The 26965-nt window shown below is 69.9% G+C and carries 21 protein-coding genes; 12 read left to right on the forward strand and 9 right to left on the reverse strand.

Translation table 11 applies throughout. The annotated features are described in order from the left end of the window. Window positions 1-7 precede the first annotated feature (7 nt). Window positions 8-1069 carry a tetratricopeptide repeat protein gene (locus ABD156_RS05890; protein ID WP_344267503.1) on the reverse strand — a complete coding sequence of 354 codons (1062 nt, stop codon included), beginning with the start codon at window positions 1067-1069 and terminating at the stop codon, window positions 8-10. Window positions 1070-1275: 206 nt separating this feature from the next. Here ABD156_RS05890 and ABD156_RS05895 point away from each other — a divergent pair, with 206 nt between their 5' ends. From ABD156_RS05895 to ABD156_RS05905, 3 genes are all read left to right on the forward strand, one after another. Continuing rightward, entirely contained in the window at window positions 1276-2529 is a 1254-nt protein-coding gene (locus ABD156_RS05895; protein ID WP_344268499.1) for a thiolase family protein, read from the forward strand. Further along, window positions 2529-4637, forward strand: coding sequence for a 3-hydroxyacyl-CoA dehydrogenase NAD-binding domain-containing protein (locus tag ABD156_RS05900; protein ID WP_344267505.1), 2109 nt, complete (start codon window positions 2529-2531; stop codon window positions 4635-4637). Before ABD156_RS05895 ends, ABD156_RS05900 begins: the two co-directional genes overlap by 1 nt. A gap of 143 nt (window positions 4638-4780) precedes the next feature. Next, complete coding sequence (locus tag ABD156_RS05905) at window positions 4781-6394, forward strand: PHP domain-containing protein (protein WP_344267507.1); 1614 nt, start codon at window positions 4781-4783, stop codon at window positions 6392-6394. Between the two features lie 46 nt (window positions 6395-6440). Here the strand turns inward: ABD156_RS05905 and ABD156_RS05910 are convergent, their stop codons facing one another. From ABD156_RS05910 to ABD156_RS05930, 5 genes are read right to left on the reverse strand one after another with little or no spacing between them, the layout of a single operon-like run. Next, window positions 6441-6842 (reverse strand): PIN domain-containing protein, encoded by a 402-nt coding sequence (locus tag ABD156_RS05910; protein ID WP_344267509.1) that lies wholly within the window; start codon window positions 6840-6842, stop codon window positions 6441-6443. Then, the gene (locus tag ABD156_RS05915; protein ID WP_344267511.1) at window positions 6839-7126 is read right to left on the reverse strand and encodes a type II toxin-antitoxin system Phd/YefM family antitoxin; all 288 of its coding nucleotides are present in this window, start codon (window positions 7124-7126) and stop codon (window positions 6839-6841) included. The genes ABD156_RS05910 and ABD156_RS05915 overlap by 4 nt, the downstream gene beginning before the upstream one ends. Before the next feature lie 43 nt (window positions 7127-7169). Beyond that, a complete protein-coding gene (locus ABD156_RS05920; RefSeq protein ID WP_344267513.1) occupies window positions 7170-8294 on the reverse strand; it encodes a sensor histidine kinase in 1125 nt (374 codons plus the stop codon). After that, on the reverse strand, window positions 8291-8962 hold the full coding sequence (locus ABD156_RS05925; protein WP_344267515.1) for a response regulator transcription factor: 672 nt from the start codon (window positions 8960-8962) through the stop codon (window positions 8291-8293). The genes ABD156_RS05920 and ABD156_RS05925 overlap by 4 nt, the downstream gene beginning before the upstream one ends. 59 nt (window positions 8963-9021) lie before the next feature. Then, window positions 9022-10506 carry a PucR family transcriptional regulator gene (locus ABD156_RS05930; RefSeq protein ID WP_344267517.1) on the reverse strand — a complete coding sequence of 495 codons (1485 nt, stop codon included), beginning with the start codon at window positions 10504-10506 and terminating at the stop codon, window positions 9022-9024. A gap of 107 nt (window positions 10507-10613) precedes the next feature. On the opposite strand from ABD156_RS05930, the gene ABD156_RS05935 reads away from it, so the two are divergent. The 5 genes from ABD156_RS05935 to ABD156_RS05955 are packed head-to-tail and all read left to right on the forward strand — an operon-like array spanning window position 10614 to window position 17515. Next, window positions 10614-12074 carry a sodium:solute symporter family protein gene (locus ABD156_RS05935; protein WP_344267519.1) on the forward strand — a complete coding sequence of 487 codons (1461 nt, stop codon included), beginning with the start codon at window positions 10614-10616 and terminating at the stop codon, window positions 12072-12074. After that, window positions 12071-13024 carry an agmatinase gene (speB, locus tag ABD156_RS05940; RefSeq protein WP_067579433.1) on the forward strand — a complete coding sequence of 318 codons (954 nt, stop codon included), beginning with the start codon at window positions 12071-12073 and terminating at the stop codon, window positions 13022-13024. The genes ABD156_RS05935 and speB overlap by 4 nt, the downstream gene beginning before the upstream one ends. Beyond that, window positions 13021-14664 carry a thiamine pyrophosphate-binding protein gene (locus tag ABD156_RS05945; RefSeq protein ID WP_344267522.1) on the forward strand — a complete coding sequence of 548 codons (1644 nt, stop codon included), beginning with the start codon at window positions 13021-13023 and terminating at the stop codon, window positions 14662-14664. Before speB ends, ABD156_RS05945 begins: the two co-directional genes overlap by 4 nt. Continuing rightward, the gene (locus tag ABD156_RS05950; protein ID WP_344267524.1) at window positions 14661-16067 is read left to right on the forward strand and encodes an aminobutyraldehyde dehydrogenase; all 1407 of its coding nucleotides are present in this window, start codon (window positions 14661-14663) and stop codon (window positions 16065-16067) included. The genes ABD156_RS05945 and ABD156_RS05950 overlap by 4 nt, the downstream gene beginning before the upstream one ends. After that, window positions 16067-17515 (forward strand): purine-cytosine permease family protein, encoded by a 1449-nt coding sequence (locus tag ABD156_RS05955; protein ID WP_344267526.1) that lies wholly within the window; start codon window positions 16067-16069, stop codon window positions 17513-17515. Before ABD156_RS05950 ends, ABD156_RS05955 begins: the two co-directional genes overlap by 1 nt. On the opposite strand, the gene ABD156_RS05960 is transcribed toward ABD156_RS05955, so the two are convergent. Together ABD156_RS05960 and ABD156_RS05965 are read right to left on the reverse strand one after the other, a co-directional pair. Further along, window positions 17481-18344: a LysR family transcriptional regulator gene (locus tag ABD156_RS05960; RefSeq protein WP_344267528.1), complete on the reverse strand. Its 864-nt coding sequence runs from the start codon at window positions 18342-18344 to the stop codon at window positions 17481-17483. The two genes, ABD156_RS05955 and ABD156_RS05960, sit on opposite strands and share 35 nt — an antisense overlap. Before the next feature lie 55 nt (window positions 18345-18399). Beyond that, window positions 18400-19026 carry a cupin domain-containing protein gene (locus ABD156_RS05965; protein ID WP_344267530.1) on the reverse strand — a complete coding sequence of 209 codons (627 nt, stop codon included), beginning with the start codon at window positions 19024-19026 and terminating at the stop codon, window positions 18400-18402. A gap of 179 nt (window positions 19027-19205) precedes the next feature. Here ABD156_RS05965 and ABD156_RS05970 point away from each other — a divergent pair, with 179 nt between their 5' ends. Then, entirely contained in the window at window positions 19206-19841 is a 636-nt protein-coding gene (locus ABD156_RS05970; RefSeq protein WP_344267532.1) for a hypothetical protein, read from the forward strand. Between the two features lie 396 nt (window positions 19842-20237). On the opposite strand, the gene dxs is transcribed toward ABD156_RS05970, so the two are convergent. Next, the gene (gene dxs, locus ABD156_RS05975; RefSeq protein WP_344267534.1) at window positions 20238-22154 is read right to left on the reverse strand and encodes a 1-deoxy-D-xylulose-5-phosphate synthase; all 1917 of its coding nucleotides are present in this window, start codon (window positions 22152-22154) and stop codon (window positions 20238-20240) included. A 209-nt stretch (window positions 22155-22363) separates the two neighbouring features. On the opposite strand from dxs, the gene ABD156_RS05980 reads away from it, so the two are divergent. Genes ABD156_RS05980 through ABD156_RS05990 form a run of 3 tightly spaced genes read left to right on the forward strand, consistent with a single transcriptional unit; the run spans window position 22364 to window position 26941 of the window. Then, window positions 22364-23833 carry an aldehyde dehydrogenase family protein gene (locus ABD156_RS05980; protein WP_344267536.1) on the forward strand — a complete coding sequence of 490 codons (1470 nt, stop codon included), beginning with the start codon at window positions 22364-22366 and terminating at the stop codon, window positions 23831-23833. A gap of 31 nt (window positions 23834-23864) precedes the next feature. Continuing rightward, entirely contained in the window at window positions 23865-25391 is a 1527-nt protein-coding gene (locus ABD156_RS05985) for an APC family permease (RefSeq protein WP_344267538.1), read from the forward strand. Continuing rightward, entirely contained in the window at window positions 25388-26941 is a 1554-nt protein-coding gene (locus tag ABD156_RS05990) for a GMC family oxidoreductase (protein ID WP_344267540.1), read from the forward strand. The genes ABD156_RS05985 and ABD156_RS05990 overlap by 4 nt, the downstream gene beginning before the upstream one ends. Window positions 26942-26965: the final 24 nt, after the last annotated feature.

The raw sequence follows: 26965 nt of genomic DNA on the forward strand, positions 1-26965 counted from the left end.
CGGCGATTCAGTCCTTCTTAAGCCACCCAGAAACCTCGACGACATCCGGATGCTTCGGACCAAACGCCTCCGTCAACCCCGCCGCGACCGCCGCCAGTTCACGATCTGCCTCGGCATCCCGGCCGCGTTCCCGGGCCACCCGCGCCAATGTCGCCCGGGCGCCGAGCTTCAGCGGGTGTCCGTCCGGCAGACCGTCGGCCGCCGCGATCTCTCCGGCCAGGGTTTCCGCCGCGTCGAGCTGGCCGCTTTCCAGGTACGCGCGGGCCAATTCCGCGGCCGGGCCCCACTGCTGCGCCGCCGGTTGCGCGGACAGCACGGCGCGGTACAGCTCCGCCGCTTCCGCGGGTTCTCCGGCTCGCAGCAGCACCGCGGCGAGCACCTCGATGAACTCTGGCGTGCGGTACTGCTCGGCGAGTTCCCTCACCTTGTACTGGACCGTCTTCGCCTCGCCGCCTTCCGCCCGGATCAGCAAGCCGACCGCGCGGGCGCTATCGCGTTCGTAGTCGTCTCGCGGCTTACGGGACAGGCCGGAGTTCAAAGAGCCAGCCTCGTCGTATCGGCCGAGCGTCCGCAGCACGCTCACCTTCCGGCGCGCGCCCGCGATGGTCAGCTCGTGGTACTCGCCGAACTTGTCCACGCACGCGTTCAGGTGCCGGCTGAGCACGTCCAGCGCCTCGTCGTACTCCCCGGAAACCGAGTACATCTCCGACAGCACCAGCTGCGCCTGCATGGTGGCCGGGTCATCTGGGCTGACGGCTTCGTAGATGTCCACTGTGGACTCCATCAGGTGCACCGCGTCCTCGATCTGGCCCAGCGCGGCCTTCGCCATCGCCAGGTTCAGCCAAGCGCCGAGCGTGCCCGGATGCTGATCGCCCGCGACGCGCACCTGGGCGTCGGCGAGTTCGGTGTAGTGCTCCTCCGCCGCGGGCCAGTCGCCGGTTTCCACCAGGAGGATGCCGATCCGGTGGCGCATCGCGAGGCTCTCCGGGGATTCCGGATCCGCGGCTTTCGCCAGTTTTTTGCGCAGTTTCGCGATTTCGGCTGCCGGGTTCGCCCGGAAAAGCGCCATTGCCGTCCCCCGTCCGGTTGGTGCGTTCCCGCCAGTGTGCCCCATGCCACAAGACCCCGGGAGTGTGCCGTCTCCCACTCGACCGGGCCACTGCACTGGTTACCCACGGGTAACAAGGGCTAGGGTGCGGGACAGGAACACTCTCTACTTCAGGAGCATTCGTGGCCGCACCAGCAACGCCGCCGCTCGCGCCCACCGCGCGAGGGGTGCGCAATGTCGTCTTCGTCGAAGGGGTACGCACGCCCTTCGGCAAGGCGGGCGACAAGGGCATGTACGCCGGGACCCGGGCGGACGACCTCGTCGTCAACGCCATCCGCGAGCTGCTGCGGCGGCATCCGGAGCTGCCGCCCGAGCGCGTGGACGAGGTGGCGATCGCCGCGACGACGCAGATCGGCGACCAGGGCCTGACCATCGGCCGCACCGCCGCGCTGCTCGCCGGGCTGCCGAAGTCCGTGCCGGGCTTCGCGATCGACCGGATGTGCGCGGGCGCGATGACCGCGGTGACCACCACCGCGAGCGGCATCGGCTTCGGCGCGTACGACATCGCCATCGCCGGCGGCGTCGAGCACATGGGCCGCCACCCGATGGGCGAGGGCGTCGACCCGAACCCGCGGATCGTCGCGGACAAGCTGGTCGACCCGACCGCGCTCGTGATGGGCCAGACCGCGGAGAACCTGCACGACCGCTTCCCGGAGATCACCAAGGAGCGCACGGACGCGTTCGCCGCGCGCAGCCAGGAGCGCTACGCCGAGGCTGTGAAGACCGGCAAGATCGGTCCCGAGCTGGTTCCGGTGGCGACGAAGTCCAAAGTCCAATCAGCGGAGCGCAGCTCCTCCGTTGAGGGCGGCGGCGGGGGCATGGATGGACTCGGGTGGGGTCTCGCGACCGAGGACGAGCCGCCGCGTCCGGGCACCACCGTCGAGCAGCTGGCGAAGCTGAAGACGCCGTTCCGCCCGCACGGCCGGATCACCGCGGGCAACGCGGCCGGTCTCAACGACGGCGCCACCGCGGCGATCCTCGCCGACGAGGACACCGCGCGCGAGCTGGGCCTTCCGGTCGGGATGCGGCTGGTCGGCTACTCGTTCGCGGGCGTCGAGCCGGAGGTCATGGGCATCGGCCCGGTGCCGGCCACCGAGAAGCTGTTCCAGCGCACCGGTCTGTCCATTGAGGACATCGGCCTGTTCGAGATCAACGAGGCGTTCGCGGTGCAGGTGCTCGCGTTCCTCGACCACTTCGGCATCGCCGACGACGACCCCCGGGTCAACCAGTGGGGCGGCGCGATCGCGTGCGGGCACCCGCTGGCCTCGTCCGGCGTGCGGCTGATGACGCAGCTGTCGCGCCAGTTCGCCGAGCGCCCGGACGTGCGCTACGGCCTCACCACGATGTGCATCGGCATCGGCATGGGCGGCACCGTGATCTGGGAAAACCCGGCCTACAACGGCTCTGAGGGGGCGAAGTAATGACTTTCACCGCTGAAGAGGCGAAGGCCGCGTTCCCGGACGAGGTCGTGACGAACGCGGTCACGAACCTGGTCAAGGTGCCCGGGCTGGACAAGCCGGTCGCGCTCATCACCTTGGACAACGGCCACGACCACACCCGGCCGAACACCTTCGGCCCGCAGGGTCTCGTCGCGCTGAACGCCGCGCTGGACAAGGCGTTCGCCGCCGAGCCCGCAGCGATCGCGGTCACCGGCAAGCCGTTCATTTTCGCGGTCGGCGCGGACCTTTCCGGCGTCGAGGCGGTGTCGGACCCGAAGCTGGCGCGGGAGATCGCGCAGACCGGGCACGACGTGTTCCGCCGGCTCACCGAGTCGAAGATCCCGACGTTCGGGTTCGTCAACGGCGCGGTGATGGGCGGCGGGCTCGAGCTCGCGCTGTCCTGCCACTACCGGACGCTGTCGGAGAACACCGCGGCGATCGCGTTCCCCGAGGTGTTCCTCGGCCTGTTCCCGGGCTGGGGCGGCACGCAGCTGCTGCCGAACCTGATCGGCCCGGACGCCGCCGTCACCGTGATCATCGAGAACGCGTTGGCGCAGAACAAGATGCTGAACGTGCGCAAGGCCGCCGAACTCGGCATCGTCGACGAGGTCTTCGGCTCCGCGGACTACCTGGAGCAGTCGCTGCTGTGGCTGGCCAAGGTCGTCAACGGCGAAATCACCCCGGCCCGTCGCGAAATCGACCGCGGTGCGGAGTGGGACGCGGCCGTCGCGCGCGCCAAGTCCATCGTGGACGGTCGCACACACGGTGCTTCGCCGGGCGCGACCAAGGCTGTCGAGCTGCTGGAGCTGGCGCGGGAGAACGATCTCGACCGCGGTTACGCGGCGGAGACCGACGGGCTCGCCGAGCTGCTGATGTCGGACGTGCTGCGGGCCGGGCTGTACTCGTTCAACCTGGTCAACAAGCGGGCCAAGCGGCCGGCCGGCGCGCCGGACAAGTCGTTGGCGCGCAAGGTGAACAAGGTCGGCATCGTCGGCGCGGGCCTGATGGCCAGCCAGCTGGCGCTGCTGTTCGTGCGCCGCCTCAAGGTGCCGGTGGTGCTCACCGACGTCGACCAGGCGCGCGTCGACAAGGGCGTGGGCTACGTCCACGAGGAGATCGACAAGCTGCTGGCCAAGAAGCGCGTGTCGCCGGACGGCGCGAACCGGCTCAAGGCTTTGGTGACCGGTTCGCTCGACAAGGCCGCGTTCTCCGACGCGGACTTCGTGATCGAGGCCGTTTTCGAAGAGCTGGGCGTGAAGCAGCAGGTGTTCGCCGAGCTTGAGCAGCACGTCTCCCCCGAGACGATCCTGGCCACGAACACCTCGTCGCTGTCGATCACCGCGATGGCCTCGAAGCTGCAGCACCCGGAGCGCGTGGTCGGCTTCCACTTCTTCAACCCGGTGGCCGTGCTGCCGCTGCTGGAGATCGTGCGCGGCGAGAAGACCGACGACGCGGCGCTGGCGACCGCGTTCTCGGTCGGCAAGCAGCTGAAGAAGTCGAGCGTGCTGGTGAAGGACGCGACGGCGTTCGTCGTGAACCGGCTGCTGCTGCGCTTCCTCGGCGAGGTGCTGGTGGCGGTGGACGAGGGCACGCCGTTCGACGTGGCCGACTCCGCGCTGGAGCCGCTCGGCCTGCCGATGTCGCCGCTGAACCTGATGCAGCTCGTCGGCCCGGCGATCGCGCTGCACGTCGGCGAAACGCTGCACGGCTCGTTCCCGGACCGCTTCACCGTGAGCGAGAACCTGGACAAGTTCGTGAAGGCGGGCAAGAAGGGCGTGTGGACCTGGGACGCGACGGGCACGCCGTCGGTCGACCCGGAGGTCGCCGCCTTGTGGACGCAGGGCGACCAGCCGTCCACCGCCGAGCAGGTCCGCGACCGCGCGCTGAACGCGATCGCCGAAGAGGTCCGGATCATGCTCGACGAGGGCGTCGTCGCGGAGGCCCAGGACATCGACCTGTGCCTGATCCTCGGCGCGGGCTGGCCGTTCTGGCTGGGCGGCATCACGCCGTACCTCGACCGGGCGGGCGTCTCGGAGCGGGTCAACGGCAAGCCGTTCCTCTCCCAGGGCGTCGCTTCGGTTCCGGCGTAACGCCTTGGCGGAGCCGCCCTGTCCCGCGGGGCGGCTCCGCCGTGAACCCGGACACACCGAGTACTTCGTGACCTTCCGGGCACCAGCCGTTCACCACTGCCCCATAGCGTCCTGCCGAATCGTTCGAGCAGGTCAGGAGCAGGATGAACACCACGGACCCGGGCGGCGTCGGCCGTCGCGGATTCTTCAAGCGCGCGGGGCTCGTCGGCGCCGTCGCGGCCGGGGCCCCGGTGCTGGCCTCGGGCCAGGCCGACGCCATGGACCTCGATCTGGGGCTTGACCTCGGGATTGATCTCGACTGGCTGTTCGGCCGCCGCTACCAGTGGGTCGTCGGCGATCACCACACGCACAGCCAGTACTCGTACGACGCGATGTACACCATCGACCGGATCGCGGCCGGCGCGCGCGAGCACGGCGCGAAGTGGATCGTCTTCACCGACCACGGGCACGCGACGCACGAGAAGTCGTCCGTGGAGCCGACCAGCCGCGACGTGCTCGCCGCGCAGCGGAGGCACCCGGATCTGCTGCTGTGGCAAGGCATGGAGTGGAACGTGCCGGGCGCGGAGCACGCCACGCTGTTCTTCCAGGCCGGGCGCGACCAGGCGAACGTGCTGCGCGAATTCGAGCGCGGTTTCGACTGGCGGCTGACCGGGTCCGAATCCTCCAGCCCGGAGCACGAAGCGCTGGCGCTCAAGGGTTTGCGGTGGCTCGCCGAGCAGGAGCGCACACGCCGGATCCACGCGCCGGTCGTGCTGATCAACCATCCGCTGCGCAACGGCCGCGTTTCGCCGCACGAACTGCGCAACTACCGCGACACCGCGCCAGGCATCGTGATCGGCATGGAAGGCGCACCGGGTGCGCAGGCCGACGGATTCCCGAAGCCGCAAGGCAATGGCGGCGCTCGCGGCGGCTACGGCAACAACCCCGGCGGCGACTCGTGGCCCGGGTTCCCGACCGAGGCGTACCGCACGTTCGGCGGCTGGGACTGGACCACCGCGAAGGTCGGCGGGCTGTGGGATTCCCTGCTGGCCGAAGGAAAACCGTGGTGGATCACCACGAACTCCGACTCGCATTACAACCGCGGCGACCAGCTGGTGCGCCCGTCGGTGCCGGACGGCTGGTACGAGCAAACCGGCAAGTACCCGGACCCGGTCGACAGCGGGGTGCCGCAGTTGTCCGCGCCGTACGCGGATTTCTACCCCGGCGAGTTCAGCCGCACGGTGGTCGGCGTGCGTCGGCCGGGCTTCGAGGGCGTGCTGGAGGGTCTGCGTGCGGGCCGGATTTGGCTGTCTCACGGCGGTTTGGTGCAGCAGCTGGAAGTCGGCGTGCTCGGCGGCGGCGACTGCGCGACCTTCGGCGGACGGCTGCGCGTACGGCGTGGCTCGACCGTGACGGTCGTCGTTTCCGCGGTGACTGCCTACCGGCCGAACGGGTCGGGTTCGGTGCCGCGACTGGGCCGGCTGGACCTGATCGCGGGCCCGGTCACCGGCTCGGCGGCGGATCGCGACGCGATGACTGCGCCGGGTACGCGGGTGGTGGAGTCTTTCACGCCTTCGCGCGGCTATGCGGGACGGCGGGTGATGTTCAAGCACACGTTCCGCAACGTGCGGGAGCCGTTCTACGTCCGGGTGCGCGGGACGGACGGGAAGCGGCACGTCGCTGGCGGGATCGAACCGGCGATGGACGTGATCGGGCAGGCGAATCCGTACGAAGACCTGTGGCTGTACGGGAATCCGACGTTCGTGGACGTCCACTGAGGACAGCCTCACCCGGCAGGCGCGGTTTCGGCCGCGCCTGCCGGGCTCAGATCTCGATGACGGAAACCAGCCGATCCAGCCCCACGAAGTCCTTCAGGTTCCTGGTCAGCAGCGGAATCTGCTGCGCCGCCGCGGTCGCCGCGATCTGCAGGTCCATCCGGCGAGGCCGCGGATCCCGCCCGAACCGCCGGACCAGCGCCGCACCCGTGCCGTACATCTTGGCCTCGTCGACGCCGAACGGCAGCACGGTGAATTGATCGAGAGCGCGGCGGTAGCGCTCGACCCGTTCCGCGAGCCGGATGGGATCGTCGGTGGCGAGACCGTAGGCCAGTTCCGCGATGGTCACCGAACTGACCGCGGGCACCGCGGCCGCGTACGAGCCGAGGTCGAGCCGTTCGAGATCGATGACCACCGAGGTGTCGAGCAGCACCCGGGACGGAGCGGTCACTGGTCTTCGCCGGGCTCGCCAAGGCGGTCCGGCCCGAAGACCGCGTCGTCGGCTTCCCGCTCGCGACGCCATTCAGCGCTGTCCATCGGCGGCAGCCCGCGGAACGCTTCCTGGATCTCGCCGAGCGTCCGGTCTCGCCGCGGCTCCTCCGGGACGCGGTGCGGCACCAAGTCGGCTACCGGCTTCCCGTTGCGAGTCACCACGAACGACTCGCCTGCCGCAACACGTCGCATGATCTCCGCGTTGTCGTTGCGCAGCTCTCGCTGGCCGATTGCGTACCCCATAGCCAGGATTGTAGCACCTTTTCGATAAGGTGCTACGGTTGTGCTACACCGTTGGCAGCCGCACCGTCACCGCCAGTCCGCCTCCCACCACCGGCTCCGCGGACACCGTCCCGCCGTGGGCCTGCACAGCCGCGCGCACGATCGACAGCCCCAGGCCCGCTCCCGAACGCGCCGTCCGGGCCACCCCGGCGCGGCGGAACGGCTGGAACAGCTCCGGCACCGCCGCCGGGTCGAGCAGTCCGCCCGACGAGCGCACCCGCAGGACCGACCACTGCGCGCCCGGCTCGGTCGTCACCTCGATCCAGCCGCCGTCGACGTTGTGCCGCACCGCGTTCTCGACCAGGTTTCCCGCGATCCGTTCCAGCAAAGCGGAATCCCCGATCGCCGGAGACGGTTGCATCGCGAAATCCGCGCGCAGGCCCCGTTGTTCGGCTTCGCCGCGAACGGCCGACCAAGCCCGCTCCACGAGCACCGTCAGGTCCACCAGTTCCCGCGTCACGAGACCGGCTCCGTCGGTGCGGGCCAGCAGCAGCAACGAATTCACCAGCTGACCCGCCCGGTTCGTCGCGTCCAGGACCACCCCGGCCATCCGGCGGAACTCGGCCTCGTCGGCGTGTTCGTCGGACAGCGTGACGTCCAGTTCCGTGCGGATCACCGACAGCGGGGTGCGCAGTTCGTGGCTCGCGTTGGCCACGAAATGGCGCTGCGAGTCGAACGCGTCCTGGAGCCGGTCGAGCATGGCGTCGAAAGTCCGCGCCAGCTCGGCGAGCTCGTCGCGCGAGCGGATCTCGCCGATGCGCTCCCCCATCGACTCGATCGACAGCCGTTGCGCGGTCCCGGTGATCTCGCGCAGCGGACGCAGCACGCGGGAAGTGAACGTCCAGGCCAGGATCGCCGCCGCGGCCACCACGAAGCAGAACGCCAGCGATCCGAAGATCAGCACCCGGGTGACGGCGTGCGTGCGCAGATGCTGCGCGAGCGTGGACGCGTCCACGTCGATGCCGTCGACCCGGACGATGGTGCCCGGCGGCATGTGCGGCACGGCGTCGACCGCGTCGCCGACGAGCGTCCACGCGAGCCACAGCAGCAACAGCCCCGCCGCGGCGACCAGGACGGTCGCCAGGACGGTGACGCGCACCCGCAGGCTGCGGGCGCCGGGAAGCTTCACTCGGAACCGGCGACCGACACCCGGTAGCCCGAGCCGACCACGGTCTCGATGATGCCCGGTTCGCCGAGCTTCTTGCGCAAGGTCATGACGGTGACCCGGACGGTCGTGGTGAACGGGTCGGCGTTCTCGTCCCAGACCCGCTCCAGCAGTTCCTCGCTGCTGACCACGGATCCGGCCGCGGACAGCAGCACCTCGAGCACGCCGAACTCCTTGCGGGTCAGCTCGACCGGCCCGCTCGCGCGCCGGACGGTGCGCTTCGCCGGGTCCAGCTCGACGTCGCCCGCGGTGAGCAGCGGCGGCGCGGCGGGCGTCGCGCGGCGGCCCAGCGCCCGCACCCGCGCGACCAGCTCGGGGAAGGCGAACGGCTTGGCGAGATAGTCGTCCGCGCCCAGCGACAGCCCGTCCACCCGGTCGGACACCGAACTGCTCGCGGTCAGCATCAGCACCCGCGTCAGCTCGCCGGACGTCACGATCTCGCGGCACAGGTCGTCGCCGGACATCCCGGGCAGGTCGCGGTCGAGCAGCACCACGTCGTACCGCGTGACGGACGACTTCTCGTGCCCGTCGTCGCCTGTGAGCGCGATGTCGACGGCCATGCCCTCCCGCCGCAGCCCGCGGGCGATCGCGTCGGCCAACGGCTCTTCGTCTTCGACTACCAGAACTCGCACTCGACCACAATCCCATAGTTTCCTGAGAGCACCTGAGAGACCTGAATGGACACTCGCCTTCACCCCCACCGCAACGCGAACCACAGCCGCATCCGCGTTTCCGGATCGGCCAGGTCGACGTCCAGCGCCCGTTCCACCTGTCCGATCCGGTGCCGCACGCTGTTGCGGTGCACGCCGAGTTCCGTCGCGGTCCGGTCCCAGCTGCCGTGATGCGCCAGCCAGGTCCGCAAGGTCGGCACCAATTCGCGGCCGTGCGCGTGGTCCAGTTCGCGGAGCGGGGCCAGCAGACGCTCGGCGAACGCACCCGCCGCCGCGGGCGGGATCAGTTCGTCGAAACCGAGCGGATCGGCACTCGCAGCCAGCGGACGGGCCAGCGCGCGGGCACGGGCGAGCAGCAGTTCGGTTTCCGCGACGGCTGCGGGCAGGTTCGCGGCCGGGTGCGGCGGACTCGCTACCGCCAGCCAGCCGTGTTCGAGGAGGCCGTCCAGGTCGCCGAGTTCGCTCGCGATGGCGTAGAACCGCGGACCGGGCAGGACCTGGACCAGCGGGGTGTCCAGCCGGGCGCGCAGCCAGTCCGGGCGCCGCGACAAGGCGTCCGGGCCGCGTCGGTGGGCGATTCCGGCGACGAGGCGGGCCTGATCGCTGCCGAGCACTCCGGCGAGCGCGTCCGAGCCGGGGCCGCCGAGCAGCAACGCGGTGGCCGCGGCACCGAGTTCCGCGCTGTCCGATCCGGCGCGGCCGACGAGCCCCAGCAGCGCCGCGCCGACGGCCAGGATCGCCCGGTCTCCGCTGTCGAACCGCCGCGCCCGGCCGACGACGACCAGGTGCGCGGCGGTCGCCTGCGGGTACACCGGCTGCGCGACGACGTGCGTGCCGTCGGGCAATTCGGTGGAGGCAATGCGGATTCCGCTGCGGGAGCGCAGGGTCGCGAGCAGTTCCTTCACCGGCGATGGCAAGGGCTGCGGCGCGTCGTAGCCGGCCGCCAGCACGTCTCCGGCGCCGACCATCGCGACCCACCCGCGCAATCGCCCGGCGAGCGCGGCGACCAACTCCCCCAGCCCGCCGCCCGCTGCTCGGGTCAACGCTTCGCGGCCTTCCGCCAGCCGTCGTTCTTCGTGCCGACCGGCCTCGGCGAGCGCGACTGCGACAGCGCGGTTGATGGCCAGGAACGGCGTCGCGGGCGGAACGACCAGAAGTGGCAGGCCATGTTCCGCACAGGCGTCACGCAGCGAGGAGGGCAGGGTTTCCGAGACCGTCGGGGTGAGGCCGAAGCCGAGCGCGGTGACGCCCGCGTCGCGCAGCCCCCGGACGTAGCGGTCGGCGTCCTTCGGCAGGTTCACGCCCGCGGTCAGCACGAGTTCGGCGCCCACCAGATACGGCGCGGGGTCGGCCAGTTCGCTCACGTGCGCCCATCGCACCGGCTGGTCCAGCGCGCCCGGGCGCAGCGTTTCGGGCACCACGTCGAGCGCCAGCTCCGGGTTGCCCGCGACGGTGCGTAGTGGAACTGTCACCTCTGCGGGCAACAGCACGTCGTGGTGGGTCATTTCGGCCAATCTTCCGCGAAGTCCTGGATACATCGTCCCATGCCGCCGCGGGGTCGCCCGACCCTACGGTGTCCCGCAAGAACCCCACCCCGTTTCAAGGAGGACCCGTGGGCGGCGACTATGCGGTGATCGCGCTGTACATCGCGGGCATGATCGGGGTCGGCTGGATCGGCCTCCGGCTGGCCAAGACCAAATCCGACTACCTGGTCGCCGGACGGCGGCTCGGCTGGTTCATGTACTCCGGCACGATGTCGGCCGTCGTGCTCGGCGGCGCGTCGACCGTCGGCGGCGTGAAGCTCGGCTACACCTACGGCATCTCCGGCGCGTGGCTGGTGATCACGATCGGCGTCGGGATCCTGGTGCTGCACGCGGTTTTCGCGCGGCGGCTGGTGAAACTGCGCGTCTACACCGTCGGCGAGATGCTCGACCTGCGCTACGGCGGCCGCGCGAGCGCGGTGTCCGGCGTGGTGATGTGGGGCTACACGCTGATGCTCACGGTCACCTCGACGCTGGCGTTCGCGTCGATCTTCAAGGTGCTGTTCTCGATCCCGAGCTGGGCCGGGATCGCGATCGGCGGGTCGATCGTGGTGCTCTACTCGGTGCTCGGCGGCATGTGGTCGATCACGCTGACCGACATCGCGCAGTTCGTGATCAAGACGATCGGCATCCTGTTCGTGCTGCTGCCGGTCGCGCTCGTCTCGGCGGGCGGCTTCAGCGGGATGGCCGAGAAGCTCGACGCGTCGTACTTCGAGTTCACCTCGATCGGCGGCGAGACGATCCTGACGTACTTCCTGATCTACACCTTCGGGCTGCTGATCGGACAGGACATCTGGCAGCGCGTGTTCACCGCGCGCACCCCGCGCGTCGCGACCGGCGGCGGCGTCATCTCCGGCGTCTACTGCCTCGTCTACGGCATCGCGGGCGCGCTGATCGGTACGGCGGCGAAGGTGCTGTACCCGGACCTCGGCAGTGCACAGGACGCCTTCGCCACCATCGCCGAACGGCTGCTGCCCACCGGCGTACGCGGTCTCGTGCTCGCTGCCGCGCTGTCGGCGCTGATGTCGACTTCGAGCGGCGCGCTGATCGCGTGTGCCACGACGACGACTTCGGACCTGTTCCGCAAGATCGGCCTTAAGAGCGGCGAGGTCTTGCGTAACCGAGTGACGACACTTGTGCTGGGCATCGTGGCCATCGGTATCGCAATGCTCGTGGACGACGTCGTCAACGCGCTCACCATCGCGTACGACATCCTCGTCGGCGGGCTGCTCGTCACGATCATCGGCGCGCTGTTCTGGAAGCGCGGCACTCGCGAAGGCGCGTACGCGTCGATGGTGGCCGGCACGGTGTCTGTGATCGCCTTCATGATCATCGACGGGGTTGCGGCCAACAGTCCGATCTATTGGGGTCTCGGCGTCAGCCTTGTCGTATACATCGGCGTCAGCCTCGCGACACCGCGTACGCCAGACAGCATTCTTTCCGTGTGGACAGAACGTCTTCACGGCTCCGAAAACCACGCTGCCGCTGAAGATCTCAGCGCATCCGAAACCCGACAGGAGTTGCCCCAGTGAGTGAACAGCGTCCGGTCGGCCCGCTCGACTCGTCGCAGATCCCGCGCTTCGCCGGCTTCGCGACCTTCGCGCGGCTGCCGCGGATCGACGAAGTACCGAGCGCCGACGTAGCCGTGGTGGGCGTGCCGTTCGACTCCGGCGTGTCCTACCGCCCCGGCGCGCGGTTCGGTCCTTCGGCGCTGCGCGAGGCGAGCCGGCTGCTGCGGCCGTACCACCCGGGCCTGGACGTTTCGCCGTTCGCCGAGAAGCAGGTCGTCGACGCCGGCGACATCGCGGTCAACCCGTTCCACATCGGCGAAGCGATCGAGAAGCTGCAGCAGGAAGCCGAAGCGCTTACTGCGGGCGAGACGAAGCTGGTGACTGTCGGCGGAGACCACACCATCGCGCTCCCGCTGCTGCGCGCGGCCGCGAAGAAGCACGGTCCCGTTGCGCTGCTTCACTTCGACGCCCACCTCGACACCTGGGACACCTACTTCGGCGAGCCGTACACGCACGGCACGCCGTTCCGTCGCGCGGTCGAAGAAGGCATCCTCGACACCAGCGCCGTGTCGCACGTGGGCACGCGCGGGCCGCTGTACGGCAAGCGCGACCTCGAAGAGGACCGTCGCCTCGGCTTCGGCATCGTCACCTCCGGCGACGTACTGCGCCGCGGCATCGACGAGACCGTGGACGCGCTTCGCCAGCGCATCGGCGACCGTCCGCTGTACGTGTCCGTCGACATCGACGTGCTCGACCCCGCGCACGCACCCGGCACCGGCACTCCCGAAGCAGGCGGCATGACCAGCCGCGAGCTGCTGGAGATCCTGCGCGGCCTTCGCGGGCTCAACCTGGTCGGCGCGGACGTCGTGGAGCTGGCCCCGGCCTACGACCACGCCGAAATCACCGCTGTCGCCGCTTCGCACGTCGCCTACGACCTGGTCAGCCTGCTGGCGCTGGGACGCGACGCATGACCCGGATCGGCGGCGACGTTGTCGTAGAGACGCTGCGGGCGCTCGGTGCGGACACCGTGTTCGGCCTGCCTGGACAGCACGCGCTCGGCCTGTTCGAGGCGCTGCGCCGGGCGGACGACCTGCGAGTGGTCAGCTCGCGGGTGGAGAACAACCTCGCCTTCGCCGCGGACGGCCACGCGCGCGCCCGGCTCGCCGCCGATCCGCACGGCCCGGTGCCGGTCACGCCGATGATCGTGTCGACCGGCCCCGGCGCGCTGCTCACGCTGGCCTCGCTGCAGGAATCGCGCGCGGCCTCGGTGCCGGTGCTCGGGATCTCCAGCCAGATCCCGGTCGCCGGGCTCGGCGGCGGACGGCACGGCTACCTGCACGAATTGCCGGACCAGCAGGCCAGCTTCCGCGATGTCGTCAAGTCGGTGCACGTGGTCCGCTCGATCAGCCAGATTCCGACCGCGCTGCGCGAGGCGTGGGAATCCGCCGCGACCGCGCCGTACGGGCCGGTGTGGGTGGAAATCCCGCAGGATGTGCTGCTCGCCGCGGCGAACCTGCCGCAGTTGACCAGCGTGACCGCGGCTCCGGCGCCGCTCGAACCGTTGCCGGAGCTGGTGGCGGAGGCGGCGAAACTCCTTGACGCGGCGAAGAATCCGGTGATTCTCGCCGGTGGCGGCGCGCTGCGTTCGGGGGCGCACGACGAGCTGCGCCAGCTCGCCGAAACCCTGCGCGCGCCGGTGGTGTCGACGTTCGGCGGCAAGGGCGTTTTCGCCTGGGACCACGAGCTGTCCGCGCAATCGTGGATGGAAGACTGGCACACCACGGAATTCCTCTCCGCCGCCGACGTCCTGCTGGTGCTCGGCTCCGGGCTGGGCGAGCTGTCCAGCAACTACCGCGAGTTCGCGCCGCGCGGACAGGTCGTGCAGGTGGAAGCGGATCTGGGGAAACTGGAGTCGAACTATCCCGCGCTCGGGCTGCACGCCGACGTCCGCCGCACCCTCCGCGCGCTGCTCGAACAGCTCACCCCGCGTACTCCGGACGGCCGCGCCGAAGCGGCGACGAAGGATCTGCTCGCGCGCGTCCAGTCCAGGTTGGACAGTCAGCCGCTCGCTGCCGAGCGGAAGCTGCTCGACGACGTCCGCGCCGCACTCCCCGAAGGCACGCAAACGTTCTGGGACATGACAATCGCGGCCTACTGGGCGTGGTCAGTGTGGAATCCGGACGGCTCGCCGATCCACACCGCGCAGGGCGCGGGCGGCCTCGGCTACGGCCTGCCCGGCGCGCTCGGCGCCGCCGCGGCAGGCGTGCGGTCGCTGGCGGTATCCGGCGACGGCGGCGCGATGTACGGACTCGCCGAGCTGGCCACCGCGGTACAGCACCAGCTCGACGTGACCTGGCTGATCGTCGACGACGGCGGCTACGGCATCCTGCGCGAATACCTCACCGGCGCGTTCGGCCAGACCACCGCGACCGAACTGCCGCGCCCGGATTTCGTCGCGCTGGCCGAATCGTTCGGCATCCCCGCCCGAAAGACCACTGTGGACACTGTCCGTACCGACCTCGCCGACGCGCTGCGCACCCCCGGCCCGTCCGTCGTCGTGCTTCCCGCGCTGCTGAAGATGTTCGCCCCAACCCATTTGGAGCACTCGTGACTCACCTCCGCAACTTCGTCGGCGGCGCTTTGGTCGACATGCCCGACACCGACGCGACCCTCGAGCTGACCGACCCGGCCACCGGCAAGGTCTTCGGCACGAGTGTCCTTTCCGGACGGAACGAAATCGACCTCGCGATGGAGTCCGCGGCGCGCGCGTTCCAGTCGTGGCGGCGGAGCACGCCCGCGCAGCGCCAGGAAGCCCTGCTCAAGATCGCCGACGCGCTGGAAGCCCGCGCGGAGGAATTCGCCGACGCCGAGGTCCGCGAGACCGGCAAGGTCCGCTCGGTCATGCTGGACGAGGAAATCCCGGAGTGCGTGAGCACGCTGCGGTTCTTCGCCGGCGCGGCGCGGCAGCTCGAAGGCACCGGTGCGGGCGAGTACCTGGCCGGGCACACGTCGGTGATCCGCCGCGAGCCGATCGGCGTGTGCGCGCAGATCGCGCCGTGGAACTACCCGCTGATGATGGCCGTGTGGAAGATCGGCCCGGCGCTCGCCGCGGGCAACACCGTGGTGCTCAAGCCCGCGGAAACCACGCCGTCCACCGCCGTGCTGCTGGCCGAAACCGCGGCGGAATTCCTGCCGCCGGGCGTGTTCAACGTCCTGTGCGGCGACCGCGAAACCGGCCGCGCGCTGGTCCGGCATCCGAACACCGACCTGGTGTCCATCACCGGCTCGACGCGCGCTGGCATCGACGTGGCCACGGTCGCCGCGGCCGATCTCAAGCGGACCCACCTGGAGCTGGGCGGCAACGCTCCCCTGCTGGTCTTCCCGGACACCGACGTCGCCGACACCGCCGAGCGGATCGCCGACGCCGCGTTCTACAACGCCGGACAGGACTGCACCGCGGGCAGCCGAGTGCTGGTGCACCAGAGCATCCACGACGATTTCGTTGCCGCGCTGACGAAAGCCGCCGCCACCCGCCGACCGGACGTCGACTACGGCCCGCTCAACAGCCGTGCCCAGCTCGACCGCGTGCTCGGCCTGCTGGAGCGGCTGCCGTCGCACGCCCGCGTCGAAACCGGCGGCACCGCGACCGGACCGGGCTTCCAGCTCGCGCCGACCGTCGTGTCCGGCCTCCGCCAGGACGACGAACTGGTCCAAGAGGAAGTCTTCGCGCCGGTGATCACCGTCCAGTCGTTCGCCGGCGAGACCGAAGCCCTGGAGCTGGCCAACGGTGTCCCGTACGGCCTGGCTTCTTCGGTGTGGACGAACGACGTCGCCCGCGTCGCCCGGGTGTCGCGCGATCTCGATTTCGGCTGCGTGTGGGTGAATACGCACGGCCCGCTGACCGCCGAGATGCCGCACGGCGGGTTCGGCCATTCCGGGCACGGCAAGGACCTCTCGGCGTATTCGTTCGCCGAGTACACCCGCGTCAAGCACGTGATGACGAGGTTCGAGTAATGAGCGACAAAGTCACCGAGGTCGAACAGCACGGCATCGCGCCGATCCCGGTCGCCGAGCAGACGTCCCGGCCGCGCGACCTGTTCCGGCTCGCGTTCGGCGGGGCCAACACGTTCGCCACGATCATCCTCGGCACGCTGCCGATCGCGTACGGGCTGAGCTTCTGGGCGGCCCTCGCGGCGACCGTCGTGGGTGTGGTGCTCGGCGCGCTCGTGCTGTCCCCGATGGCTCTGTTCGGACCCATCACCCGGACCAACAACGCGGTTTCGTCCGGCGCGCACTTCGGCGTGGTCGGCCGGTGCGTCGGTTCGTTCCTGTCGCTGCTCACCGCGATCACCTTCTTCGCGATCTCGGTGTGGGTGAGCGGCGACGCGGTAGCCGGTGCGGCACAACGGCTTTTCGGCATAGACGGCGGCCCGGTCCTGCGCGCGGTCGCGTACGGCGTGATCGCGATCGCCGTCCTCGTGGTGTGCATTTACGGCTACCGCTTCATGCTGCTGGTCAACCGCGTCGCGGTGACCCTGGGCACGCTCATCATGCTGGTCGGGATTTTCGCCTACGGCGGCTCGTTCGACCCGTCGTTCACCGGCAGCGGCAACTTCGCGCTCGGCACGTTCTGGCCGACGTGGATCCTCGCCGTGCTGACCGTGATGGCGAACCCGATCTCGTTCGGCGCGTTCCTCGGCGACTGGTCGCGCTACATCCCCGCGACCCACTCGCGCCGCTCGCTGCTGGCCGCGCCCTTCCTCGCGCAACTGGCGACGCTGCTGCCGTTCGGCTTCGGCATCGCGACCGCGACCCTGGTCGCCGACCCGGCCGACTACGTCACCGGCCTGACCGCGATTTCCCCGCTCTGGTACGCGATCCCGCTGATCGTGGTCGCCCTGATCGGCGGATTGTCCACCGGCACCACCGCGTTGTACGGCACCGGCTTGGACTTCAGCTCGATCTTCCCGCGCCTGTCCCGGGTTCGGGCGACGCTGTTGATCGGGACGCTGAGCGTGCTGTTCATCTTCGTCGGGAATTTCGTGCTCGACATGGTGTCCAGCATCAACGCGTTCGCGACGCTGATCGTGCTGTGCACGTCGCCGTGGATGGTGATCATGATGATCGGCTACGTGCAACGCCGCGGCTACTACGACCCGGCCGACCTGCAGGTGTTCAACGAAGGCCGCACCGGCGGGCGGTACTGGTTCCACCGGGGCGTCAACTGGCGCGCGATGGCGGCCTGGATCCCGGCTACCGCGCTGGGCCTGCTGTGCGCGAATACGCCGATGATCACCGGACCGCTGGCCGGGATCGCGGGCGGGGTGGACATCAGCCTGGTGGTGACGCTGTGCACGGCCGCGGTGGCGTATCCGGTGCTGGTGAAGGTGTTTCCGGAACCCCGGGAGGTCTTCGGGCCTTCGTCGGCTATCGCCGCGGAAGCGGTGCCTGCCGAAGCGTGAGCGGCGGGCGGCTCCACTGGGCCGACAGGATCGCGTCCGCCAACGCCGCTGCCGAACCCCGCGCCGTCCCCCGGTGGCTCAGCACGAACGTCACCGTTCCCGGATCGGGCAGGCCGGCTATCGGGACCAGCCCGTCCGGGACCACGGACGCCGCGAACAGGCCAACGCCGAGCCCTGCTTCGAGCGCGACCCGCAGCCCGTTGAGCCGTTCGCTGACACAGCCGATCCGCCACTGGACGCCGTTTCGGCGCAACGCGTTCAGCGCACGAGCCCGGGTGACGCTCGGCTCCGGATAAAGGACCAGCGGCAACGGCTCGCCCGGGAGCAATTCCAGCCCGGGCGAGCCGACCCACACGAGCGGATCCCGCCGCACGCCCTGCCCGGAGTCGCGTTTGGCGAGCACCAGGTCGAGGTCTCCGTCGGCGAGCCGCGAATGCAGCACCTCGCTCAACTCGACCGACAGTTCGAGGTCGATTCCCGGATGTGCGCCGCGAAACCGGCCGAGGACGTCCGCGGCGTGGCCGAGCAGGAAGTCCTCGCACACCCCGAACCGGACCCGCCCGCGCGGGCCCGGCCGGGAGAAATACCGCAGTGCGCGGTCCTGCTGGTCGAGGATGCCGCGAGCGAAGCCGGTCATCGTCTCGCCGTCGCCGGTGAGCCGCACGCTGTGCGTGTCGCGCTCGAACAGCACGCTGCCGAGCGCCGTCTCGAGGCGGCGGACGTGCTGGCTCACCGTCGACTGCCCGAGATCCAGCCTGCGGGCGGCTTCGGAGAACCCGCCCGCCTCGGCCACGGCGAGAAAAGTGCGCAGCAGCACCGGATCGATCACTATTCCGGAGTACCACTCTCGGTGCGCGACCGTGTACCAGGTGTGGGCACTGCCACTACCGGCGGCGGGTGATCACCACCGGCTTGAGATCCTTCGGGATCGCGGCGAACGCGGACACCGGAACCCCGAACGAGGCCGCGAGAATCTCGCGCGGCAGCGAGTTCAGCGTCCCGACGATGCCGATGTCGTCGTTCGGCTCCCCGGTGCTGGTGTTGAACATGACGAGCACGTCCAGGCCCTCGGTGGTGCTGGAATTCGCGAAATAGTGGAAGAATCCCTGCGGGGCGAAAACGAGTTCCCCGGCTTTCGCGCTGAACACCTCATTGTGGTAACTGCCGTCCTCGTGCGTGCCGAGAATACTCCAGTCCGCTTTGCCGGAAATAATGTAGTTCAACTCCCACGCGGACGGGTGCCAATGCGGTTCGCGCACCCCGCCCGGGTCGAGGTGCACCAGGTACACCGAACCTTGCTGACCGGCCAGCACCGGGAAATTCTTCTCGTGAGCACCACGCAAAGTCCCGCCGTCGTGGACAGCCGGCGCGGATTTGGCGAGCGGGAAAAGGTACGGCTGCTTCGGTGTAGCAGCCGTACTCGCCTGCGCGGTTCCGGCCACCCCGAGCGCGGTCGCCGCGGCGATTCCCGCGCCCGCCCCGAGTGCACCCCGCCTGCTGATTTCCGACATTCTTTCCGCCTTTCCCAGAAACCGAGGAAGATCTGCTGCCTCTGATTCTTCCAAGAATGCGAAACCCGGAAAGGGCCCCGCGCGGATCACAGCTATCGCGCACCGCGATGAGCAAACCCGGCCCGGACCGCGCGCCGCTGTGGGACGATCCTCGAAACCCCCTGTCCTGGAGGCGATTCGTGACGTTCGCAGTCGGCATCTTCGACCTGTTCAGCTTCGCCGTGCCCGGCGCGGTCCAGTTGTCGCTGCTGGTCTACGTGCTCGACCGGCTGGGCGTGGTGCACGTCGCCGCACTGACTTCCGCACCGGGCGCACTGCTGGTCGCCGGTGCCGTGGTGGCCAGCTACCTGCTCGGACACCTCTTCCACCCGCTGGCCGCACAACTGAACCGCTTCCGCCCCCGGCGCGACGCGGAGGAAGCCCGCCAGGAGTTCATCGCCGGAGTTCCGCAGGCGCGCGACCGTGCGTACGTCCGGGCCAACCCGGCGCTGCTCGTCGCCGCGGCTGAACTGCACGACAAGGACGCCGCGGGAGAGATCGTCCGGATGCGCGCGCAGTCGGTGATGCTGCGCAACATCGCTTTCGCGTTCACGATGGCCACGGTCGTCGCACTCGTCCAGACCGCGACCGGACCACACCGGGTGATCGCCGCCGGGGCTGCCGCACTCTCGCTGCTGGGCGCGGTCGGGGCGCTGGGCAGCGGGCGGAAGGTCTGGCACATGTCGCGGATCAAGACGCTGGAGATTTGTTACTGGATCCCGGACATCGACGAGACGTTCGCCGCCGAAACCCCGGTAGTTGGCACCGAAAAATGAGCACGGCAGGTTCCCCGTTTCCGGGAACCCGCCGAACCCGCCGTTCAAGCGCTCCTGTGCGCAGTTCCTTGCGCCCAGCCCATTCGACTCCGTTCGAGCGGAAGGCTTCCGCGCCGCGGTCTCCTGTGCGTCCGAGCCCTGCCGTCCCGAAGCTCCGCTCAAGCACGAAGCATCCCCGCCCCGCCCGCCTCCGATCGGGCACGCGGCTTCCCTCGCCGCCTTCCCCCGCATCGGAGCCCAGCCGTCCCGAAGCCCACTCCGCTCAAGCGCGAAGCATCCCCGTCCGGCCGCCTCAACTCAGGCGCACGGCTTCCCGGCCGTCTCTTCTACGTCCGAGCCCGGCCGTCCCCAAGCCAGCTCCGCTCAAGCGCGAAAGCTTGCCCCGCTCGATGCCGCTCAAGCGCGCGGCTTCTCCCCCGCCGTCTCCTCCACATCGGAGCCCAGCCGTCCCGAAGCCCACTCCGTGATCCGGCGCGCCACGTCCTGGGCGGTCAGGCCGATCCGGTCGAGCACCTCGGCGCGGGTTCCGTGGTCGTGGAACGCCTGGGGCACCGCGAGATCGCGCAGCGGGACGTCGCATTCGGCATCCCGCAGCACCGCCGCCAGGGCTGAGCCGAAGCCGCCGTGGCGGCCGCTGTCTTCGACTGTCACCACGAGTTTGTGCTGTTCCGCCAGCGCGACCAGCTCGGCGGGCACCGGGACTACCCAGCGCGGGTCCGCGACTGTCACGCCGATGCCTTGGTCCGCCAAGCGGTCCGCGGCCGACAGTGCCAGCTGCGCGAACGGACCCACCGCGACGAGCAGCACGTCCGTCGAACCTGACGGGCGGCGCAGCAGGTCGACGGTGCCGATCCGTTCGACCGCGGGTACGTCCGGGCCGACGCTGCCCTTCGAGAATCGCAGGGCGGTCGGGCCGTCTTGGACCGCGACTGCCTCGCGCAGTTCCTCGCGCAGGGTTCCCGGGTCGCGCGGCGCGGCCACGCGCATGCCCGGCACCATGCCCAGCAGCGACAGGTCCCACATGCCGTGGTGGCTCGGGCCGTCCGGTCCGGTAATGCCTGCGCGGTCCAGCACGAACGTCACCGGCTGGCGGTGCAGCGCGACGTCCATCAGCACCTGGTCGAACGCCCGGTTCAGGAACGTCGAGTACAGCGCGACGACCGGATGGCAACCGCCCATCGCGAGGCCGGCGGCGGACGTCACGGCGTGCTGTTCGGCGATGCCGACGTCGAACCAGCGGTCCGGGAAGCGCTCGGAGAACTTCTCCAGCCCGGTCGAGCGCAGCATCGCGGCGGTGATCGCCACGACGTCCTCGCGCTCCTCGCCGATCTTCGCCAGCTCATCGCCGAACACGCCGGTCCAGCTGGGACCCTTCACCGGCGGCAGGCCGGTCTCCGGGTCGATCGGGTCGGTCTGGTGCATCTGGTCGGCCTGGTGGTTCACCGCGGGCGCGTAGCCGTGGCCCTTCTCGGTGACCACGTGCACGATCACCGAACCGCCGAACGCCCGCGCGCTTTGGAACGCCTTCTCCAGCGCGACCAGGTCATGGCCGTCGACCGGGCCGAGGTACTTCAGGCCGAGGTCGGAGAACATCACCTGCGGGCTCAGCGCGTCCTTGATGCCCGCCTTGGCCGCGTGCAGCGCGGCGTAGATCGGCTTGCCCACCACCGGGGTGCTGCGCAGCAGCTCGCGCCCGCCGTCCAGCAGCCGCTCGTAGCCCGGCTGCAGCCGCAGCGACGCCAGGTGGTCGGCCATCCCGCCGATGGTCGGCGAGTACGACCGGCCGTTGTCGTTCACCACGATCACGACCGGACGGTCCTTGCGCCCGGCGATGTTGTTGAGCGCTTCCCAGCACATGCCGCCGGTGAGCGCGCCGTCGCCGACCACCGCGATCGCGTGCCTGCGCGGGCCGCCGGACAGCTCGAACGCCTTCGCCATTCCGTCCACATAGGACAGTGCGGTGGACGCGTGGCTGTTCTCGACCAGGTCGTGCTCGCTCTCGCCGCGGCACGGGTACCCGGTGGGCCCGCCCTGCTGGCGAAGCAGGTCGAAGTCGACGTGCCGCCCGGTGACGATCTTGTGCACGTACGCCTGGTGCCCGACGTCCCACACGATCGCGTCGCGCGGCGAGTCGAACACCCGGTGCAGCGCCAGCGTCAGCTCGACGACGCCCAGGTTGGGGCCAAGGTGCCCGCCGCTGCGGCGGACCTTGTCCACGAGGAAGTCCCTGATCTCGGCCGCCAGCTCGCCGAGGTCCTCGACGCTCATGCGCTTCAGATCCGCCGGTCCGTGCACCGAGTCCAGCATGGTCACCGCTCCACCTCGCCCGTTTCTTCCTCCGCCGGTTCCGGCCAGTCTACGGACGCGCGCCACCTCGGTCCGGCCGCCCGCGTCCCGGATCACAGCTTCGGGGAGAACGCAACTCCACGAGCGGGGAAGATCACCAGCCCGGTCAGTCAAGTCGCGGTCACCCGGCGTGGCCGTGATAATCCCGGACGGACCCCCGAGCTCGAGAGGACCCCATGGCGGACTTGTACATCGGCGGCGAATGGGTGGACGCGCGCGCAGGCGGGCGACGCGAGATCCGGTGTCCCGCGGACGGCAGCCTGGTCGCCGAGGTCGCCGAAGCGACCGCGGAGGACACCGAGGCCGCTATCGCCGCGGCGCGCAGGGCATTCGACACCGGCCCGTGGCCCGGCACCCCGGCCGGCGAACGCGGCAACCTGCTGCTGCGCGCGGCCGACCTGCTCGACCGCGACGCGGAGGAATTCGCCCGCGCCGAATCGCTCGACACCGGCAAACGCCTGGTCGAGAGCCGCTACGACATGAGCGACATCGCGGCTTGCCTGCGCTATTTCGGCAAGCTCGCGGGCAACGACGCGGGCCGCGTCGTGGACACCGGCAGCGCGGATTCGTTCAGCCGGATCGTGCACGAGCCGGTCGGCGTGTGCGGGCTCATCACCCCGTGGAACTACCCGCTGCTGCAGACGGTGTGGAAGATCGCCCCGGCGCTGGCCGCGGGCAACACGTTCGTGCTCAAACCGAGCGAGCTGACGCCGCACACCTCGATCCTGTTCATGCGACTGCTCGCCGAGGCCGGGCTGCCCGGCGGCGTCGCGAACCTGGTGCTGGGAGCGGGCCCGGCGGCCGGAGCCCCGCTGTCGGAGCACCCGGACGTCGACCTCGTGTCGTTCACCGGCGGGCTGGCCACCGGACGGGTGATCGCAGCGAACGCCGCGGCGACGGTGAAGAAGGTCGCGCTCGAACTCGGCGGCAAGAACCCGAACGTCGTGTTCGCCGACGCGGACTTCGAGACCGCCGTCGACTACGCGCTCACCGCGGTGTTCCTGCACTCCGGGCAGGTGTGCTCGGCCGGCGCGCGGCTGATCGTCCAGCGCGAATGGCACGACGAGTTCGTCGACGAGCTGGTGCGCCGCGCGGAGCGGATCCGCCTCGGCGGGCCGTTCGACGAGAACGCCGAGACCGGGCCGCTCATCTCCGCCGCGCACCGCGAGAAGGTGGAGCGCTACGTCGCGACCGCCATCGAGGAGGGCGCTGTCCTGCGCACCGGCGGCAAGCGTCCGGACGACCCGGCGCTGCAGGACGGCTTCTACTACCTGCCGACGATCCTCGACAACGTCCAGCAGGGCAGCACCGCGGTCGTCGAGGAATCCTTCGGCCCGGTGCTGACCGTGGAGACGTTCACCGACGAGGACGACGCCGTCCGCATCGCCAACGACACCCACTACGGCCTGGCCGGCGGAGTGTTCACTCAGGACGCCGCCCGCGCCCAGCGCGTGGCGAACCGGCTCCGGCACGGCACGGTGTGGATCAACGACTACCACCCGTACCTGCCGCAGGCCGAATGGGGCGGCTACAAGCAGTCCGGTTTCGGCCGCGAGCTGGGCCCGACCGGACTGGCCGAGTACACCGAGGTCAAGCACATCCACCAGAACCTGAAGCCCGGTCCCCAGCACTGGTTCTCCGGCTGATCCCCCTCCCCCACCGAAAGGAACAGTGCCCTTGAGCGACACCGGCGATCGCGAACTCGGCGAATTCGGCTACACCAACCAGCTCAAGAGAACGCTCGGCAGTTTCCACACCTTCGCTGCCGGCATCAGCTACATCTCGGTGCTGACCGGGGTGTTCCAGCTGTCCTATCTCGGCCTCTCCGAGGGCGGCCCGGCCTATTGGTGGTCCTGGCCCGCGGTGTTCGTCGGGCAGCTGATGGTGGCTCTCTGCTTCGCCGAACTGGCCGCGCAGTACCCGGTCGCCGGGTCGGTCTACAACTGGGCGAAGAAGCTCAGCAACCCGCACATCGCGTGGATGGCCGGCTGGATGATGCTGCTGGCCTCGATCGTCTCGATCTCCGCGACCGCGCTCGCCTACCAGCGGACGCTGCCGCAGATCACGTCGTTCTTCCAGTTCATCGGCGACGGCACGGGCACCAGCGACGCGGCCAACGGCGTGCTGCTGGCCACCGTGCTGATCGTGTTCACGACGCTGGTCAACGCGTTCGGCGTGAAGCTGATGGCCCGGATCAACAGCGCGGGCGTGTTCGTCGAGCTGCTGTTCGCCGTGCTGCTGGTGGTGTTCCTGGCGTTCCACTTCGTCCGCGGCCCGTCAGTGGTGACCCAGACGAACGGCACCGAAGCCGGGCATTCGTCCGGCTACCTCGGCGCGTTCCTGATCGCCGGCATCGCCTCCTCCTATGTGATGTACGGCTTCGACACCGCCGCCTCGCTCGGCGAGGAATCGCTGAACCCGCACCGCAACGCGCCGAAGGCGATCCTGCGCGCGCTGGTGGCCTCCTTCGTGCTGGGCGGGCTGATCATCCTGTTCGCGCTCATGGCCGTGGGCAACATCAACGCGCCGGAACTCGGCACGGTCGGCCTGCAGTACGTGCTCACCGACGCGCTCGGCCCGGCGATCGGCCGGGTGTTCCTGTTCGTCGTGTTCATCGCGATCACCGTGTGCGTGCTGGCGGTGCACACCGCGGCGATCCGGATCGCGTTCGCGATGGCGCGGGACAACGCGCTGCCCGGCGGCCGGAAACTGGCGCGGGTCAACAAAACGACCGGCACCCCGGTGCTGCCCGCGATCGTGATCGGCGTGCTCGCGGTCGCGCTGCTGGTGCTGAACATCAACTCCACGCAGATCTTCTCGGCCGTCACCAGCCTCGCGATCATCCTGATCTACCTGTCCTACCTCCTCGTGACCGTGCCGATGCTGATCCGCCGGCTGCGCGGACGCTGGCCGCGCGAGGACGCCCCGGCGGGCCGGTTCTCCCTCGGCCGCTGGGGCCTTCCGGTGAACGTGCTCGCGGTGCTGTGGGGCGGCGCGATGACGGTCAACCTGGCCTGGCCCCGCAACGAGATCTACAACGCGACCGCGCCCTTCCACTGGTATCTGAAGTGGATTTCGGTGCTGTTCGTCGGCGTCTTCGCGGCCGGCGGCTTCGCCTATTACTGGTTCGTGCAACGGCACAAGGTCGGGGTGCTGGCGGACCACGCCGCCGCCCCCGCGCCCGATGAGGAGGTTTCCCGGTGAGCGCAAGCGAGTTCGACTACGTGGTGGTCGGCGGCGGCACGGCAGGATCGGTGGTGGCCGCCCGGCTGTCCGAGGACCCGGACGTGACCGTCTGCCTCCTCGAGGCCGGACCGTCCGACACGGACGTGCCGGAGGTGCTGGAACTGACCCAGTGGATGGGCCTGCTGGAATCCGGCTACGACTGGGACTACCTGGTGGAGCCGCAGGAGGCGGGCAACTCCTACCTGCGCCAGGCCCGGGCCAAGGTGCTCGGCGGCTGCTCCTCGCACAACTCGTGCATCGCGTTCTGGGCCCCGGCCGAGGATCTCGACGAATGGGCCTCGATCGGCCTGCCCGGCTGGTCGGCCGCCGACGTTTTCCCGCTGTACAAACGACTCGAGACCAACGACGGCCCCGGCGAGCACCACGGCCGCTCCGGCCCGGTCACCATCCGGTCGGTCCCGCCCCGCGACCCGGCGGGCGCGGCGCTGCTGTCCGCGTGCGACCAGGCGGGCATCCCGACGACGGAGTTCAACTCCGGCACGACGGTCACCCACGGCGCGAACTGGTTCCAGATCAACGCCCGCGAGGACGGCACCCGGTCCTCGGCATCGGTGTCCTATCTGCACCCGATCATGGGCAAGCGGCCGAACCTGGAGATCCGCACCGGCGCGCGGGCGAAGCGGCTGCTGTTCGACGGCCGCCGCTGCACCGGCGTCGAGGTGCTGGACCCGGACCTGATCCACCACAGCACGATCACCGCGCGCCGCGAGGTGGTGGTCAGCTCCGGCGCGATCGACACGCCGAAACTGCTGATGCTCTCCGGCATCGGGCCCGCCGAGCACCTGCGCGAGGTCGGCGTCGAGGTGCTCGTGGACTCGCCGGGCGTCGGCTCGAACCTCGAGGACCACCCCGAGGGCCTGGTGATGTGGGACGCCCTGCAGCCGATGGTCACCGAATCCACGCAGTGGTGGGAAATCGGCATCTTCACGATGACCGAGGACGGCCTGGACCGCCCGGACCTGATGTTCCACTACGGTTCGGTCCCGTTCGACATGAACACCGTCCGGCACGGCTACCCGACGACGGAGAACGGCTTCTGCCTCACGCCGAACGTGACGCGCAGCCGATCGCGGGGCACCGTGCGGCTGCGCACCCGCGACTTCCGCGACAAGCCCCGTGTGGACCCGCGCTACTTCACCGACGAGTACGACATGCGCGTGATGACCTACGGCGTGAAGCTCGCCCGCGAGATCGCCGCCCAGCCCGCTCTCGACGAGTGGGCCGGCGTGGAACTCGCGCCGGGCCGGGACTGCAAGACCGACGACGAAATCGCCGATTACCTCCGCAAGACGCACAACACCGTGTACCACCCGGCGTGCACGGCCCGGATGGGCGCGGACGGCGACCCGGAGGCGGTCCTGGACGCCCGCCTGCGCGTCCGCGGCGTCGAAGGCCTGCGAGTGGCCGACGCTTCGGTGATGCCGTTCCTCGTCACGGTGAACCCGTGCATCACGACGATGGCGATCGGTGAGAAGTGCGCGGACATGCTCAAGGAAGACCGGAGCTGATCTTCGGGCGGGTGGTTGTGTTCC

Source organism: Amycolatopsis albidoflavus (assembly GCF_039525725.1).
Taxonomy (GTDB): Bacteria; Actinomycetota; Actinomycetes; order Mycobacteriales; family Pseudonocardiaceae; genus Amycolatopsis; species Amycolatopsis albidoflava.

What these genes read in the sequence shown, in the direction of transcription:
- ABD156_RS05955 (WP_344267526.1), top strand. Translation starts at nt 16,067, where the DNA reads ATGAGCGACAAAGTCACCGAGGTCGAACAGCACGGCATCGCGCCGATC.
- ABD156_RS05900 (WP_344267505.1), top strand. Translation starts at nt 2,529, where the DNA reads ATGACTTTCACCGCTGAAGAGGCGAAGGCCGCGTTCCCGGACGAGGTC.
- ABD156_RS05905 (WP_344267507.1), top strand. Translation starts at nt 4,781, where the DNA reads ATGAACACCACGGACCCGGGCGGCGTCGGCCGTCGCGGATTCTTCAAG.
- ABD156_RS05980 (WP_344267536.1), top strand. Translation starts at nt 22,364, where the DNA reads ATGGCGGACTTGTACATCGGCGGCGAATGGGTGGACGCGCGCGCAGGC.
- ABD156_RS05945 (WP_344267522.1), top strand. Translation starts at nt 13,021, where the DNA reads ATGACCCGGATCGGCGGCGACGTTGTCGTAGAGACGCTGCGGGCGCTC.
- ABD156_RS05965 (WP_344267530.1), bottom strand. Translation starts at nt 19,026, where the DNA reads ATGTCGGAAATCAGCAGGCGGGGTGCACTCGGGGCGGGCGCGGGAATC.
- ABD156_RS05930 (WP_344267517.1), bottom strand. Translation starts at nt 10,506, where the DNA reads ATGACCCACCACGACGTGCTGTTGCCCGCAGAGGTGACAGTTCCACTA.
- ABD156_RS05915 (WP_344267511.1), bottom strand. Translation starts at nt 7,126, where the DNA reads ATGGGGTACGCAATCGGCCAGCGAGAGCTGCGCAACGACAACGCGGAG.
- ABD156_RS05890 (WP_344267503.1), bottom strand. Translation starts at nt 1,069, where the DNA reads ATGGCGCTTTTCCGGGCGAACCCGGCAGCCGAAATCGCGAAACTGCGC.